Origin of the sequence: Streptomyces sp. JJ66 (assembly GCF_019303495.1) — a bacterium.
GTDB lineage: Bacteria > Actinomycetota > Actinomycetes > Streptomycetales > Streptomycetaceae > Streptomyces.
This window is the reverse complement of sequence record NZ_JAEVFI010000030.1, coordinates 12,909-27,576: the sequence shown is the minus strand read 5'-3', so window position 1 is coordinate 27,576 and position 14,668 is coordinate 12,909. Positions and strand designations below refer to the sequence as shown.

The following is a 14,668-nucleotide window of genomic DNA, read 5'->3' as shown; positions in this document are numbered from 1 at the left end:
TCGCGTGAGGGAGCCGGGTTGTCCCCACGGAGATCCACGTCATGGCCAAGAAGCGCCGCCCCCAGCCCCAGGCCGCGAAGCCGCAGCTCGCCCACCAAGAGGTGCCGGTCGTGGGCGCCCGCGAACCCTGCCCGTGCGCTTCCGGCCGCCGGTACAAGGCGTGCCACGGGCGGGCGGCGGCGCAGGCGGCGACGGAGCTGGTGCAACGTCCGTTCGAGGGCCTGCCCGGCGAGTGCGACTGGGTGGCGCTGCGCGAGCTGGTGCCGGCCGCCACCGTGCCGCTCACGCTGGCCGACGGCCTGCCCGAGGGCGTCCCGTCGGTCACGCTGGCCACGGTGCTGCCGATGGCGTGGCCCGCGCTGCGGCGGGATGACGGCTCGGTGATGATCGGCCTGCAAAACGACACCGCGTCCGGTGACCTCAGCCGCGACCTGGCGGACGTGCTGCGCCGGGCGCTGTCCGCGAAGCCGGGCCAGCCGGTGGACGCGGGCCGGGCGGACGGCACCGAGGCGCGGTTGCAGGACCTGCTGGACCTCAGCGCGCCCTTTGTGCCTCAGGTGCACGAGGGGTTCGAGTTCTGGCTGTCCGACGCGGAGAACGCGACGGGTCCGGTGGCCGCGTCGCTGGAGCGGGCGAACGCCGCCGCGCTGCCGACGAGTCGGCTGACCGGGGTGGAGGCGGCGTACTGGTGCCGCACGCCGGAGAAGAACCACCTGCGCTGGGTCATGCCGCACGACGAGGAGCGGCTGATGAACGCGCTGGCGCGGCTGCACGCCGCCGGTGCCTCCGGCCTGGGTGAGGACACGCGGCTCGTCGGCTCGTTCCGGGCGCACGGCCTGATGGTGCCGGTGTGGGACCTGCCGGGCGCCATGACGGCCGAGGACTGCGAGAAGCCCGCTACGGCGTTCGCCGAGCGGCTGGCCCAGGCGCTGGCGGACGACGCCCCGCTGTCCGCCGACGAGCGCCGCGCCCGCAGCGGCCTGACGAACCGCCAGATCACCCTGAGCTGACGGCGAGCCCCACGCGGGCCCGACCGTGCGACCTCCCGGGACCGCCAGCCGCCTGGCGGTCCCGGCGCACCGACACCGGTGTCCGCCCGGCCGGTCGCATGTCGCCCGCCCGTGGCCCCCTCCCGGGCACGCGACGCCCATGCCGTAGTCGGCCACCCTCCGGCCCCCACCTCCGCGCGTGAGACCCGGGTCTTGGGGCATTCCGCTGCCCGTGGGGGCGGGCGGCCGTCGTTCGTGGCGACGGATTCCGGGCAGTTATGTCTGGTCACTGACCGTCTTGCGCGAGCTGCGTGAATCCCGAAAGACCAGTGATGCTCATCACAACTCGCCTGTCAGGCAGGGAATTCGGCGTGTCGGGGCCAGAGACGGGATGTGCGAACGGCGTTTTGCTTGTTACCTTTTCCCCACGCCCGGTCGCTGGTGCATCCCCCGTCGCCAGCGGCCGGGCTTTCCCATGCCCGCACCTGGCCGCCCGCTTCGCCGCCGGGTCCCGCCCGCTCAGTGGGCCAGCCGGTTGCCGGGGTCCGGCGCCGCGGTGCTGGCCTCGATGAGGGTGTCCAGCAGTTCCTCAGCGCGCGGCAGGTACGGCGTCGGCCCCTGCGGTGCGTGCGACCAGCGCACGGGGCCCGCCGGGGTGCGGGTGGGCGGCAGCGGGACGTAGCCGCCCTCGCCATGGAAGCGCAGCGACGTCGGCACGTGGTCGCGGGCGTGCAGCAACTCACCCAGTTCGGCGAGATCGTAGGGCCGCACGAGCAGCGCGACGCGGGTCGGCGTGGCGAGGACGGGGCCGGTGCGCAGACCGCGTTGGCCGAGGTCGGCCAGGGCGAGGGGGGCGGCTGGCGCGGGCAGGCTCAGCGCGCACGGTGCCCGGCCGCCGGTGGCCAGGAGCACGGAGGCCGCGGGCCGGTTCGTCCACCACCAGCGCACCATGCGGGCGTCGGTGGTCGCGGCGAGCAGGTCCGGTTCGAGGGGGTGGGCGCCGGGTACCGGGCAGTCCGGTAGCGGGCAGCCGCAGGCGGCGACCGGAGCGCTCCCGGAGCGGGGGGAGCGGCCGGGCCGCCCGGGGTCGGTGAGCCCCACTCCGGGCACTACCGGCCACTTCCACTCGGTGGCGCAGGTCAGCGCGGCGGTGCGCCGCGCCCATCGGGTCCCGCGTCGACTTCCGAGGATCTCGCGCATGAGCGCTCGTTCCTTTCCGTTACGTCCGTATACACCGACGACTCGGCCGCCGGACGGCGCCCCGCACGGTGCTCGTACTGCTGCTGGTCCTGGTGCTCGTGCTGCCGGTGCTGCTCGTACTGCCTGTGCGGAACGGCGCGTCGTGCCGTGGGCGGGCGTGCGACGGGCGGGGGGTGGCGCGGCCAGGGGCGCTCGTGCCTCTGTCGTGGCGCCCCTGTCGTACAGCCCTGTCGTACTGCCCCTGTCGTACTACGTACTGCTGCGTACTTCTACGAATTCGCCCGTGCCGGGGACAGTTCGTGTCCACCGCGCTTACCGTGCCGGTACGACACGCGGTGTGTGGTGCCTGCCGACCGTGCCCCGCCGCCGGTGCCGTACCCGCCGCCGGTGCCTGCCCCGCCGTCCGGGCGGACCCGGGGGCGGGCGCGCCGGGTTGCCGCTGGACGTGCCGCGCCGTCGCCGTGCCGGTGCGAGCGACACGCCCTGTCGTGCGCTGTGCCGGTGCTGCCCTGCTTGCCGTGCCGTGCGTGTGCCTGCTTGTCTACCGTTCGACGGGCCGGGCCGAAGCGCGTTCCGCGCGGTGGCGTCGTGGAGGCACCGACGTTGCCCTTCCGGGTGTGGCCGTGCGTCCTCCGCTGACAGGGTTCAGTCGATCGTGAAAATGCGTAAGCGGGGTCCTTTTCCCGCCAATCTGCGAGACACTGCCTCTGTCACCCCCCGAAACCAGGGGCCCCCTGGACACCAGCGCTCCCACGCCCGGCAGTGCTGGACACGTGGTCATCACGCCGTGTACATCTGGACACATTCGAGCAGAGCAGCATGACATGGGGGTTTGCGATGCGTGTGCGAGAAACGACCCCTGGCGAGAGCTGCTCGCCATGAGCACGCCTCATTCGTCAAAAGTGGCTGGAATCAACCCACCTCCGGTTTCGCCGGAGCACACTGACGCGCCCGCGAGTGCCACGAGTTCTGCGGGGAGCCCCGCAGGCGCGACAAGTTCGGCCCTGGGCCACCCCACGGACGGCCGGACGCGAGCGGGGCTGACGGCGACGGGACGCGTGATGCACCGCGCCCAGCCCGGGGCCCCGGAGGGCTGCTCGCGCCCCGTGGCGCAGCTGGCCGCCGTACAGGACCGGCTCGCGGGCTGGATCTCCGACCTCACCACGCTGCACGATCTCACCGAGCGGCTGGCCCGCGCCGCCACGCTCGACGCGACGCTGCACGAGACCTTGCGCGGCGGCGCGGCGCTCGTCGGCGCCCGGCGCGGCGTCCTCGCCCTTAACCCGGCCGACGGGCTCGGCCCCCAGCGCACGGTCGGCCTCGGCCTCGGGCACGCGGAGCTCGGCCAGATCGAGACCGTGCCGCTCACGGCGAACTTCGGGCGCCTGCTCGACGGCCTGCCCGGCCCCGGCGGCCTGCCCGGCCCTGAGGGCGCGCTCCCGGACTCCGGCCGGGCCAGACGCTCCGGCTTCCCCGCGTACGGGACGCCGACGGGGTGGCCGCCCGGTTTCGACGAGGTGACCCACCCCGACCTCGCCCACGAGGAGGGGCTGGACCCACGGCACCGGGAGGTCGCGGCCCGGCTCGGTTACGCCGCCAGCTACGCCGCCCCGCTCACCGCGACGCCGCCCGGCCCCACGACAGCCGGCCCCACGATGCCCGGCCCCACAGCATCCGCCCCCACGACGGCCGACTCCACGGCACCCAGCCCCACGCCGCCCAGTCCGGCGGCGTCCTCCCCGGCCATGCCCGCCCCAGCGGTCACCGCGGCCCGGGGTTCCGGCGCACCCGGTTGCGGTCTGCCCGGGGCACGTCTCGGCGCTGCGGTATGGCTGTACGACGAGCCCAGCACGCCCTCCGAGCGTCAGCGGCACCTGCTCGCCCTGTACCTGGGCTGCGCCGCGGAGCACATCGCGCGCCGCCTGGAGCTCGCCCGCGCCCGTACCGCCGTCGCGGCCGTGCGCGAGGAACTGCTGCCCAGCCGCCTGCCCCGGGTCCCGGGCGTGCGGCTCGCGGTGCGGCACCGCACCGGCCCGCGCGGCGGCGGCGACTGGTACGACGTGCTGCCGCTGCCCGAGGGCGCGTTCGGGCTCTCCGTCGGCGGCGTCAGCGGCACCGGGCCCGGCGTCCCGGCCGTGATGGGCAGGCTGCGGGCGTCGCTGCGCGCGTACGCCGTCATGGAGGGCGAGGACCCGGTGGCTGTCCTGTCCGACCTGGAGCTGCTGCTGCGGCTGACCGAGCCCGCCCGCCCGGCCACCGCCCTGTTCGGGTACGCCGAGACCGCCGCGCGGCGGGTCACCGTCGCCGGGGCCGGGCACTGCCCGCCGCTGATCGTCGGGCCGTCACGGTGTGAGTTCGCCGAGACGACGCTCTCCGCGCCGCTGAACATGCTCACGTGCTGGGAGGCGCCCAGCGTGGAGCTGCACCTGGCGCCCGGAGAAACGCTCCTGCTGTACAGCGACGGGCTGGTGCAGCGCACCGGTGAACCGGCCGACCGGGCCTTCGCCCGCGTGCACGCCGCCGCGCAGTCCGCCGCGCCCTCGGTGCGCGACGACCCCGAGGCGCTGACCGACCACGTGCTGCACACCGTCCTGCCGGACGGGCTCGCGGACCTGGACAGCGAGGAGGACGTCGTACTGCTGGCCGCCCGCTTCTGACCAGCGCCCTGCCCGCGCCGGCCCCCGTACCCGCCCGCGCCCGCCCCGTACCCGCCTGCGCACCGCGTCACGGAACGCGCCCTGGGGTCGCCCATCGTTCGGACATACGATGGACGGCGGCCCCCCGTGACGTACGTGCAAGGAGGCAGCGACGTGGCCGAGCAGCAGTCGCCGGAGACCCCGGAAGACGAGCAGCCCAACAAGCAGCGGAAGAACGGTCTGTACCCAGGCGTGTCCGACGAGCTGGCCGAGAGCATGCGGACCGGCTGGGCCGACACCGAGCGGCGCGACCTGGAGCCGATCGCGCAGGCGGAGCACACCGCCCGGCGGCGCGCGGCGCTGTCGGAGCGCTTCCCCGGGGAGCGGCTGGTCATTCCCGCGGGCAACCTGAAGACGCGCTCGAACGACACCGAGTACCCCTTCCGGGCGTCGGTCGAGTACGCCTACCTCACCGGCAACCAGACCGAGGACGGCGTGCTGGTGCTGGAGCCCCGCGAGAACGGCGGGCACGACGCGACGCTGTACCTGCTGCCGCGCTCGGACCGGGAGAACGGCGAGTTCTGGCTCGACGGCCAGGGCGAGCTGTGGGTGGGCCGCCGCACCAGCCTGTCCGAGAGCGAGCAGCTGTACGGCATGCCGTGCGCCGATGTGCGCACCCTGGCCGAGTCGCTGAAGGAGGCCACCGGTCCGGTGCGCGTGGTGCGCGGGCACGACGCGGGCGTGGAGGCGGCCCTCACCGACAAGGTCACCGCCGAACGGGACCAGGAGCTGCGCGTCTTCCTCTCCGAGGCGCGGCTGGTCAAGGACGACTTCGAGATCGGCGAGCTGCAGCAGGCGGTGGACTCCACCGTGCGCGGCTTCGAGGACGTCGTGCGGGTGCTGGAGCGGGCCGAGGCCACCTCCGAGCGCTACATCGAGGGCACGTTCTTCCTGCGTGCCCGGGTGGAGGGCAACGACATCGGGTACGGCTCGATCTGTGCCGCCGGTCCGCACGCCACCACGCTGCACTGGGTACGCAACGACGGCCCGGTGCGCTCCGGCGATCTGCTGCTGCTGGACGCCGGTGTGGAGACACACACGCTCTACACCGCCGACGTCACGCGCACCATGCCGGTCAGCGGCACCTTCAGCGAGCTGCAGCGCACGATCTACGACGCGGTCTACGACGCGCAGGAGGCGGGTATCGCCGCCGTCAAGCCGGGCGCGAAGTACCTGGACTTCCACCACGCCGCGCAGCGCGTCCTCGCCGAGCGCCTGGTGGAGTGGGGCCTGCTGGAGGGGCCGGTGGAGAAGGTGCTGGAACTGGGCCTCCAGCGCCGCTGGACGCTGCACGGCACCGGCCACATGCTCGGGCTGGACGTGCATGACTGCGCCTCCGCCCGCCGCGAGGCGTACGCGGAGGGCACCCTGGAGCCGGGCATGTGCCTGACCGTCGAGCCCGGCCTGTACTTCCAGCCCGACGACCTGACGGTGCCCGAGGAGTACCGGGGCATCGGCGTGCGCATCGAGGACGACATCGTGGTCACCGAGGACGGCAACCGGAACCTGTCGGCGGCGCTGCCGCGCACCTCGGCGGACGTCGAGGCGTGGATGGCCTCGCTGCGGGGCTGACGCGCCGACGCGGACGTACCCGGTGGGACGTGCGGCGGAGTACCGGCGGGTGACGCACAGGTGACGCCGCCCGCCGCGCGGGGACCACAGCGGACGGCCGGGTCGCGCGAGGCGACCCGGCCGTGCGACGTCTTACGCGGCCCCCTTCCGGGGTTCACACCGGGCGGGCAGGGGTTCACACCTTGCGCGGGCTCCCCCGGGCGTGGGGCTCACACCTTGCGCCAGCGGGCCAGGGCGAGGGAGAACGCGCCGAACAGGGCGAGACCGAGGGCTATCGCCGCGAGCAGCCAGGGCCCGGCCGGGGTGTCGGCGAAGCTGCGCAGCGTCTGGTCGAGGCCCTTGGCCTGGTCCGCGTCGGCCGCGAGCGCGGCCTGGAGCACGAAGATCCCGGCCGCCGCGAAGACCGTGCCCCGGCACACGCTGCCGACGAGGCCGAGGAACTCCACGATTTTGCGCTGCCGCCGCGACATCTGGCCCAGCTTCAGCTCTTCCCGGAACGTCTTCCGCAGCCCCTGGACGGCGATGTAGAGACCGGTCGCGAGCACGACGACCCCCGCGAGCCCCACCAGCCACCGTCCGGCGGGCAGTTCCAGGGCGCGGGCGGTGAAGTCCTGCGACTGCTGGTTGCTGGAGCTGCCGCCGCTGCCCACGGCGACTTTCAGCACCGAGAAGGCCAGGAACGTGTAGATCGCGAACCGGACGCCGGACACGGCGCGCTTGGACGCCCGGTCCCCGTCCCGGCCGGAGGCGCCGAACAGCGCCTCGGACAGCCGCCACAGCGCCATGCCGACCAGGCCGAGGCCGATCGCCCACACCACCACGGCGCCGAACGGCTCCTTCGCCACCTCCCGCACCGCGCCGGTCTGGTCCGCCTGCCCGCCGCCGCCGAAGGCGATCTGGAGGGCCAGCAGACCGACGAGGACGTAGATGACGCCGCGCGCCCCCAGCCCCCAGCGGGCCGCGGCGTCCATGGCGGAGCTGCTGGCCGCCTGCCGGACGGCACGTCCTCCTCTTCTGGCTCTCCTGGCTGACGTGCTCGCACTCATGGTCGATGACCTCCCGGGACAGGTGACGGGCTCCGGCCCTGCGCTCCCGCTTGCCCCCGGCGCGGAGCCGGAAACCCGGCCCGGACGCGGAGCGCGCACCGCCCGTTCGGCGTAGGTCCGGTGGTCGGCGCCGTGGGGGCGGGGTGTCATGGGCGGTGGGCGCTGGTGCGTCCCGGCCACACCGTGACCCGTGAGGAGCCCGTGCATGCTCGCCACAGCCACGCCGTCCGCGCTCCGTGCCGTCGGGTGCGCGCTCACGGCGCTGGGGGCCGTCACCGTGTCGTCGGTGCCCGGTGGCGCGGCGCGGGCGGCGGACGGCGACCCGGGGCGCAGCGTGATCGTCCAGCCGACGCGCGTGGCACCGGGGCAGGACTTCGCGGTGTTCGACGGCGGTTCCTGCGCGGCCAAGACCGGCACCGCGAGCTTCGTGCCGCCGCCGGACGGCGAACGCTTCCCCGACCTGGCACTCGGCCCGGTGCGCGACATGGTCGGCGGCACCGGCGTCGTACCCAAGGACGCGGCGCCCGGCTACTACCGGGTGAACGTGGTGTGCGGCGAGGACAGGCCGTTCAGCGCCAGCTTCACCGTCACGGGCGGTGCCTTCCACCCAGCGGGCGTCGAGGGTGACGAGATCCCCGAGCGGCAGGCACCACTGCCGCCCGGCGCGCCGCCGCACGCCGCCGGAGCCGACTCTGGCGGCCAGAGCGCGGCGGGCCGGGACGGCTGGGGCGGCGTCCGGCTGGGCGCGTGGTGGGCGGCGGGTGGCGGGGGCGTCCTCGCCGTGGTCGGTGGCGCGCTGGGGTACCGGCGGCGGACCCGGGCGTCACGCGCCCGGTGAGGTGGTTCCGCCAGGGCGGGATCGGGGTGGGCGCGGCGAGGTCAGCGGCGGGTGCTGAGCAGGGCGCGAATCCAGGCGTCGGCATCGGCGGACCAGTCGCGCCCGGCGTCGTCGTGCGGGACGGTGTGCAGGCTGAGCACGTCTCCGCCGCCCGGTCGCCCCTTGTCAGCCTCCAGCACCACGTGCAGGTCCTTTGGCCCGGCCAGGAAGGTGACTTCCAGCTCGCGCATGGCTCGCGCGTAGCGCGGCGCGGGGCGCAGCTCGATCTCCTGGTAGAACGGCAGCGACTGCCGGGTGTTGCGGATGACGCCCCGTTCCAGGTCGGCGGAGTGGAAGGCGAAGCCGAGGCGGCCGAGTGCGCCGAGCACGGCTTCCTGGGCGGGCAGCGCGGTCACCGCCAGCGCGTCGAGGTCACCGGCGTCCCGCGCCCCGGCGACGGCGAGTTCGGTGCGGACGCCGAGCACGATGCCCAGCCGCCGCCCGTTCAGCTCGGTGAGCGGCGTCTCCCAGGGCAGCGTGACGTCGAACGGCAGGGCGAGCCGCTCGCCCGCACCGAGGCGGAAGCCGCCCGCGAGCGTCACCCGGGCGAAGGTCAGCACGCCGACGTCCTCACCCTGGGCGTGCTCGTGCTCGACGCGCGCGGCCAGTTCGAGCGTGACGTGCTCGACGCGGAACACCGTGCCGCCGCCCGCCAGCCGGACCTCACCGCGCAGCGCCCCGCCGGGGCGGACGGGGCCGCCGGTCAGGACGGTATCCACCAGGGGTCCGCCCACGCCGAGCGAACCAAGCAGCCGTTTGAACGCCATCGTGCCGCCCGCTCCTTCGCCTGGTCCCTCGCCGCACCTTTCCCCCGTTCCTGCCCCGCCGCGGCCCGGGTTATCGCGGAGGCGTCGGCACCGGTGCGAAAGGCCGGGCGGCAACGGCGGCCGCCCGGCCTCGCCGGGTGTTACGGGGGCGCGTCAGCCCGCCGCGGAGGTGGAGCCGACCAGTTCCTCCAGCACGTCGCCCATGGTGACGAAGCCGAGGACGGCGCCCTTGTCGCTGGTGACGGCGGCCAGGTGCGTACCGGCGGCGCGCATCGCGGTGAGCGCGTCGTCCAGCGGCGTGTCGATGCGCACCCGGGTCATCTTGTGCAGCATGCCGCGCGGGAACGGCTTGTCGCGCGCGACGCCGAGGGCGTCCTTGATGTGCAGGTAGCCCAGCACGGTGCCGCCGGGCCCGGTGACCGGGAACCGCGAGTACCCGGAGGCCGTGGCGGCCCGCTCCAACTGTGCCGGGGTGACACCGTGGCTGACCGTCACCATGCGGCCGAGCGGCACCACCACGGTGCCGACGGGGCGGCGGCCCAGCTCCAGCGCGTCCCGCAGGCGCTCGCTGTCGCCCTCGTCCAGCAGGCCCGCGTCCCGGGAGTCCTCGACCAGGCGGGCGAGTTCGTCGTCGGTGAAGACGGAGGCGACCTCGTCCCTGGGCTCGACCTTCAGCAGCCGCAGCAGCACGTTGGCCAGCTTGTTGATGCCGAACACCAGCGGGCGCACCACACGGGTGACGCCGACCAGCGCCGGGCCGAGCAGAAGCGCGGTGCGCTCGGGCGCGGCCAGGGCGATGTTCTTCGGCACCATCTCGCCGATCAGCATGTGCAGGTACGTCGCCAGGGTCAGCGCGATGGCGAACGCGATCGGGTGCACCAGGGCGTGTGGCACGTGGAGCGCCTCGAACGGCGGCTCCAGCAGGTGGGCGATGGCCGGTTCGGCGACCATGCCGAGCACCAGCGAGGAGGCGGTGATGCCCAGCTGGGCGGTGGCCATGAGCACCGAGACGTGTTCCAGCCCCCACAGCACGGTGCGGGCCCGCTTGTGGCCCTCCTTGGCCAGCGGTTCGATCTGGCTGCGGCGGACGGAGATGAGCGCGAACTCGGCGCCGACGAAGAAGGCGTTGATGAGCACCATCACCGCACCGATGATCAGCTGGATCGTCGTCATCGGGCGTCCTCCATCGTGTGGCGGGGCTCGTCGGCGGGGGGCCCGGACGCCGCGCGCGGCACCGTGCTCTCCGCCGTGCCCTGGGCCTCGGTCTCGCCCCGGACCTTGTCCTCGCGGTCCTCGCGCTGGGCCTCGTCCTCGTCCCGGGTCTCGGTCTCGTCCCGGGTCTCGGTCTCGTCCCGGGTCTCGGTCTCGTCCTGGGCGGCACGCAGGGCCTGCGAGGCCCGCGCGGTCCGGGTGTCCACGGTGGGTATCCCCGCGCCGTCCCCACCCTCGTGCGTGCCCGGGCCGTGGGGGGCGGCGCTGTCCGTGGCGCCGACGGGGCCGGTGACGCGGACGCGGTCGGCGCGGTGGTGGTCGGTCTCGACCACGGTCAGCTCCCAGCCGTCCAGCTCCACCCGGTCACCCTTGGCGGGGATGCGCTCCAGGTGGGCGGCGATGAGTCCGGCCAGCGTCTCGTAGGGGCCTTCGGGGGCGTCCAGGCCGATGTCGGCCAGCTCGTCCATGCGGACGCTGCCCTCGGCGTCCCACACCGGCGCACCGTTCGCGGTGTGCTCGGTGGGCAGCAGGCCGGGGTGCTCCTCGGGGTCGTGCTCGTCGCGGACTTCGCCGACGACCTCCTCGACGATGTCCTCCAGCGTCGCGACGCCGGCGGTGCCGCCGTACTCATCGACGACGACGGCCATCGTGCGGCTGCCGCGCAGCCGGTCCAGCAGCCGGTCCACCGGCAGGCTGTCGGGGACGAACAGCGGTTCGGCGGCCAGCTCGCCGACCGGCGTGAAGCCCCGGCGGTCCTCCTCCAGCGCCAGCACGTTGCGCACGTGCACGATGCCGATGACCTCGTCCAGCGTGTTCCGGTACACCGGGAAGCGGGACAGGCCGGTGGCGAGCGTCAGGTTGGCGGCGTCGGCGGCGGTGGCGGAGACCTCCAGCGCCTTGACGTCCACGCGCGGTGTCATGACGTTCTCGGCCGTCAGCTCGCCCAGGTGGAGCGTGCGCACGAACAACTCCGCGGAGTCGGGCTCAATGGCGCCCTCGGCGGCGGAGTGCTGGGCGAGCGCGATGAGCTCGCCCGGGGTGCGCGCGGAAGCCAGCTCCTCGGCGGGCTCCAGGCCCATGCGCCGCACGATGCGGTTCGCCGTGTTGTTCAGGTGGTGGATCAGCGGCGAGAAGACGGCGGTGAAGCCGCGCTGCGGCCCGGCGACCACCTTGGCGACGGCCAGCGGCCGCGAGATGGCCCAGTTCTTCGGCACCAGCTCACCCACCACCATCAGCACGACGGTGGAGAGCGCCACGCCCAGCACGAGCGCCACGGAGGACGCCACACCCGGGGACAGCCCGAGCCCGCCCAGCGGCCCGCGCAGCAGCGCGGCGATCGAGGGCTCGGCGAGCATGCCGATGACCAGTGAGGTCACGGTGATGCCCAGCTGGGCCCCGGACAGCTGGAAGGTCAGGCGCTTAACTGCGCGCAAAGCCCCTTCGGCGCCGCGCTCACCGGACTCGGCGGCGCGCTCCAGCGCGCCGCGTTCCACGGTGGTCAGCGAGAACTCGGCCGCGACGAAGATCGCGCAGGCCAGACAGAGCAGAAGTGCGACAAGCAGAAGCAGCACTTCGGTCACCGTGCCACCCCCGCATGCGGCAGCTTCGACGGGAAGGCCGTGAACGACAGGGCACGGCTGGTACTGGGAGGTTCGCCCATGACGGGACTAGGGCTCCTTTCGGTTCGGCGGACGGCCCGGGGTTCTGCGGCCCCAAAGGCGCGACCCGGCTCGCGGGACGACGTTGCGGGCCGATAGGTAGACCGGTATGCCCGCTGCGGCGCGATTCTCTAAGGGAACATCGTAAAGGAAACGCAAATATTCACACGTGGCCGAAGCCACACCCGCTTCCGGCCTCTTCCCCGCAGCTCCTCTCAGCTCCCTTCCGCTCCCCTCAGCTCCCTTCCGCTCACGGTCCTGCCCCGGTACGCGCCAGACCGTGAACCCGTCCGCAGCGTCCGGCGTCCCCGGGGGCCTTCCCGCCGCCGGGGCCTTCCCGCCGCCGGGATGACGGGCGGCGCCACCCGGCGGATGATCGCGGTATGACGGAATCGTCGCGCACCCCGGATTCGCCGGGACCTCCAGAGTCCCCGGGGTCCCCGGGCACCCCGGACTCACCGGCCCCTCTGGCCTCCCCACCTGCCACGGCGCTGCGGCTCCGCACGGCGCGGGGGCGCTGGGTGTTGTTCACCACCGTGCTCGGTTCGGGCATGGCGCTGCTGGACAGCACCGTCGTCAGCGTGGCGCTGCCGCACATCGGCGCGGACCTCGACGCCGACCTCGGCGTGCTCCAGTGGACGGTCAACGCCTACATGCTCACCCTGGCCGGGCTCATCCTGCTCGGCGGCACGCTCGGTGACCGGTACGGGCGGCGCCGGGTCTTCATCGTCGGCATCGTGTGGTTCGCGCTGGCCTCGCTGCTGTGCGGGCTGGCGTGGAGCCCGGGCGTGCTGATCGCCGCGCGTGCGTTGCAGGGTGTGGGCGGCGCGCTGCTGACGCCCGGCTCGCTGGCGCTCATCCAGGCCACCTTCCACCCGGACGACCGGGCCCGCGCGGTGGGCGCCTGGTCGGGGCTCGGCGGGGTGGCGGCGGCCGTCGGCCCGTTCCTCGGCGGCTGGCTGGTGGACGGGCCCGGCTGGCGCTGGGTGTTCCTGCTGAACGTGCCACTCGCCCTGCTGTGCGTGCCGGTGGCGCTGCGGTACGTGCCGGAGACACGGGACCCGGACGCCTCGGGCCGGTTCGACGTGGCCGGGGCCGCGCTGGGCGCGCTGGCGCTGGGCGGGGTGACGTACGCGCTGATCGCCGCGCCGGAGCAGGGGCGCTCGCCGGTGGTGGTGGGCACGGCGGTGGTCGGCGTGGTGTCCGCCGTGGCGTTCGTCGCGCTGGAGCGGCGGCTGCGGTTCCCGATGGTGCCGCCCTCGGTGTTCGCCTCGCGACAGTTCACCGCCGTCAACGGGGTGACGCTTGGGGTGTACGCGGCGTTCGGCGGGTTCTTCTTCCTGTCGGTGGTGCAGTTGCAGGTGGTGGTGGGCTGGTCGGCGCTCGGCGCGGGTACGGCCCTGCTGCCGACGACGCTGCTGATGCTGCTGCTGTCGGCGCGGGCAGGGGCGCTGGGGCAGCGGATCGGGCCGCGAATGCCGCTGACAGTGGGTCCGCTGCTGTGCGCGGGCGGCATGCTGCTGATGACGCGGGCCGGACCGGGGGCCAGCTACGCCGCCGACGTGCTGCCCGCGCTGCTGGTGCTGGGCGCGGGCATGACGCTGCTGGTGGCGCCGCTGACGGCGACGGTGCTGGCGTCGGTGGATGTCACCCGGGCCGGGTTGGCCAGCGGGGTCAACAACGCCGTGGCGCGGGCGGCGGGCCTGCTGGCGGTGGCCGCGCTGCCGCTGCTGGCCGGGATGGGTCCGGAGGCGTACCGGGAGCCCGCCGCGTTCGACTCCGCGTTCCGGGTGGCGATGGGGTGGTGCGCGGGCGTGCTGGTGCTGGCGGCCGTCCTGGCGTGGCTGACGGTGCGCGCGGACGTGCTGGAACCGGGCGCCGGGCAGGAGGCGGCCCGGGTGGAGGGCGCGGAGCCGGAACGTCCCGGGCACGCGGCGGGGCGGGCGCACGCGGGACGCGCGGCGGGGCGGGCGCACGCGGAGCCGCACTCCACCGCCGAGTGCCACGTCCACTGCGGCGTGAGCGCGCCGCCGCTGGACCCGGGGCACCCACCGGAGCAGCGGTAGCACGCGGGCGCCTGCGCCGGTGCGCGTCAGGAGACCTTCAGCAGTGCGTCGGCCCGGTACTTCAGCGTCTTGTCGAAGGAGACCACCGCGCCGTCCACCGGCCCGTTGTGCACATCCACATGGTCGGTGAGCGCGCTGATGAGGTACAGGCCGCGCCCGTTCTCGGTGTCCGTGGGCTCCGCGCCGGGGCCGCACAGCGTCGGGGTGAAGCCGGGGCCGTGGTCGGTGACCTCGATCCGGCAGACGTCGCCGTCCAGGTACGCCGCCACCCGGTAGCCCTCGGTGTGGTCCGGCCCGCCGCCGTGTTCGACGGCGTTGGCGCACGCTTCGGACAGGGCCAGCGACAGCTCGTAGGCGATGTCCGGTTCCACCCCGGCCGTCTCCATGGCACCGAGCAGCAGCCTCCGGGCGAGCGGCACGCTCGCAGCCTCACACCGCAAGTGCAGAGACCACCAGATGCTCATGCTTCAGCCTCCTGGCTGCGGCTCGACGAAACCGGGGCCTGACGTACGGATACGTATTGCCCCCGTGAGCGGACAGTAACCATACGGTTTCCGGCACACCGCTCATTCGGCCGATCTCGCT

General features: G+C 74.2%; 9 protein-coding genes and 2 pseudogenes. 5 read left to right on the top strand and 6 right to left on the bottom strand.

Features of this window, described 5'->3' with window-relative positions:
- Positions 1–41 precede the first annotated feature (41 nt).
- Positions 42–1,010 carry a DUF5926 family protein gene (locus JJV70_RS18830; RefSeq protein ID WP_219049198.1) on the top strand — a complete coding sequence of 323 codons (969 nt, stop codon included), beginning with the start codon at positions 42–44 and terminating at the stop codon, positions 1,008–1,010.
- Positions 1,011–1,508: 498 nt separating this feature from the next.
- Here JJV70_RS18830 and JJV70_RS18825 read toward each other — a convergent pair whose 3' ends face one another.
- The gene (locus JJV70_RS18825) at positions 1,509–2,189 is read right to left on the bottom strand and encodes a bifunctional DNA primase/polymerase (protein ID WP_219049197.1); all 681 of its coding nucleotides are present in this window, start codon (positions 2,187–2,189) and stop codon (positions 1,509–1,511) included.
- 1,061 nt (positions 2,190–3,250) lie between these two features.
- Here JJV70_RS18825 and JJV70_RS18820 point away from each other — a divergent pair.
- Both JJV70_RS18820 and JJV70_RS18815 read left to right on the top strand, forming a co-directional pair.
- The gene (locus JJV70_RS18820) at positions 3,251–4,846 is read left to right on the top strand and encodes a PP2C family protein-serine/threonine phosphatase (RefSeq protein WP_219049196.1); all 1,596 of its coding nucleotides are present in this window, start codon (positions 3,251–3,253) and stop codon (positions 4,844–4,846) included.
- Positions 4,847–4,999: 153 nt separating this feature from the next.
- Positions 5,000–6,457 (top strand): aminopeptidase P family protein, encoded by a 1,458-nt coding sequence (locus JJV70_RS18815; RefSeq protein ID WP_219049195.1) that lies wholly within the window; start codon positions 5,000–5,002, stop codon positions 6,455–6,457.
- A 209-nt stretch (positions 6,458–6,666) separates the two neighbouring features.
- Here JJV70_RS18815 and JJV70_RS18810 read toward each other — a convergent pair whose 3' ends face one another.
- A complete protein-coding gene (locus tag JJV70_RS18810; protein ID WP_219049194.1) occupies positions 6,667–7,503 on the bottom strand; it encodes a DUF1206 domain-containing protein in 837 nt (278 codons plus the stop codon).
- A gap of 205 nt (positions 7,504–7,708) precedes the next feature.
- Between JJV70_RS18810 and JJV70_RS18805 the strand changes: the two genes are divergently transcribed.
- Positions 7,709–8,341, top strand: coding sequence for a hypothetical protein (locus JJV70_RS18805; protein ID WP_219049193.1), 633 nt, complete (start codon positions 7,709–7,711; stop codon positions 8,339–8,341).
- Between the two features lie 47 nt (positions 8,342–8,388).
- Here the strand turns inward: JJV70_RS18805 and JJV70_RS18800 are convergent.
- From JJV70_RS18800 to JJV70_RS18790, 3 genes and pseudogenes are all read right to left on the bottom strand, one after another.
- Positions 8,389–9,147 (bottom strand): annotated as a pseudogene (locus JJV70_RS18800) (sporulation protein); the annotation flags it as partial.
- Between the two features lie 153 nt (positions 9,148–9,300).
- Entirely contained in the window at positions 9,301–10,320 is a 1,020-nt protein-coding gene (locus JJV70_RS18795) for a hemolysin family protein (protein ID WP_219049191.1), read from the bottom strand.
- 311 nt (positions 10,321–10,631) lie between these two features.
- Positions 10,632–11,939 (bottom strand): annotated as a pseudogene (locus JJV70_RS18790) (hemolysin family protein); the annotation flags it as partial.
- A gap of 461 nt (positions 11,940–12,400) precedes the next feature.
- Here JJV70_RS18790 and JJV70_RS18785 point away from each other — a divergent pair.
- Positions 12,401–14,083: an MFS transporter gene (locus JJV70_RS18785; protein WP_219049189.1), complete on the top strand. Its 1,683-nt coding sequence runs from the start codon at positions 12,401–12,403 to the stop codon at positions 14,081–14,083.
- 26 nt (positions 14,084–14,109) lie between these two features.
- Here the strand turns inward: JJV70_RS18785 and JJV70_RS18780 are convergent, their stop codons facing one another.
- A complete protein-coding gene (locus JJV70_RS18780; protein WP_219049188.1) occupies positions 14,110–14,547 on the bottom strand; it encodes an ATP-binding protein in 438 nt (145 codons plus the stop codon).
- Between the last annotated feature and the right edge of the window lie 121 nt (positions 14,548–14,668).

Excerpts from the sequence above, each read along its gene's own strand:
- JJV70_RS18830 (WP_219049198.1), top strand. The coding sequence starts at position 42 with ATGGCCAAGAAGCGCCGCCCCCAGCCCCAGGCCGCGAAGCCGCAGCTC.
- JJV70_RS18825 (WP_219049197.1), bottom strand. The coding sequence starts at position 2,189 with ATGCGCGAGATCCTCGGAAGTCGACGCGGGACCCGATGGGCGCGGCGC.
- JJV70_RS18820 (WP_219049196.1), top strand. The coding sequence starts at position 3,251 with ATGCACCGCGCCCAGCCCGGGGCCCCGGAGGGCTGCTCGCGCCCCGTG.
- JJV70_RS18810 (WP_219049194.1), bottom strand. The coding sequence starts at position 7,503 with ATGAGTGCGAGCACGTCAGCCAGGAGAGCCAGAAGAGGAGGACGTGCC.
- JJV70_RS18805 (WP_219049193.1), top strand. The coding sequence starts at position 7,709 with ATGCTCGCCACAGCCACGCCGTCCGCGCTCCGTGCCGTCGGGTGCGCG.
- JJV70_RS18795 (WP_219049191.1), bottom strand. The coding sequence starts at position 10,320 with ATGACGACGATCCAGCTGATCATCGGTGCGGTGATGGTGCTCATCAAC.
- JJV70_RS18785 (WP_219049189.1), top strand. The coding sequence starts at position 12,401 with ATGACGGAATCGTCGCGCACCCCGGATTCGCCGGGACCTCCAGAGTCC.
- JJV70_RS18780 (WP_219049188.1), bottom strand. The coding sequence starts at position 14,547 with ATGAGCATCTGGTGGTCTCTGCACTTGCGGTGTGAGGCTGCGAGCGTG.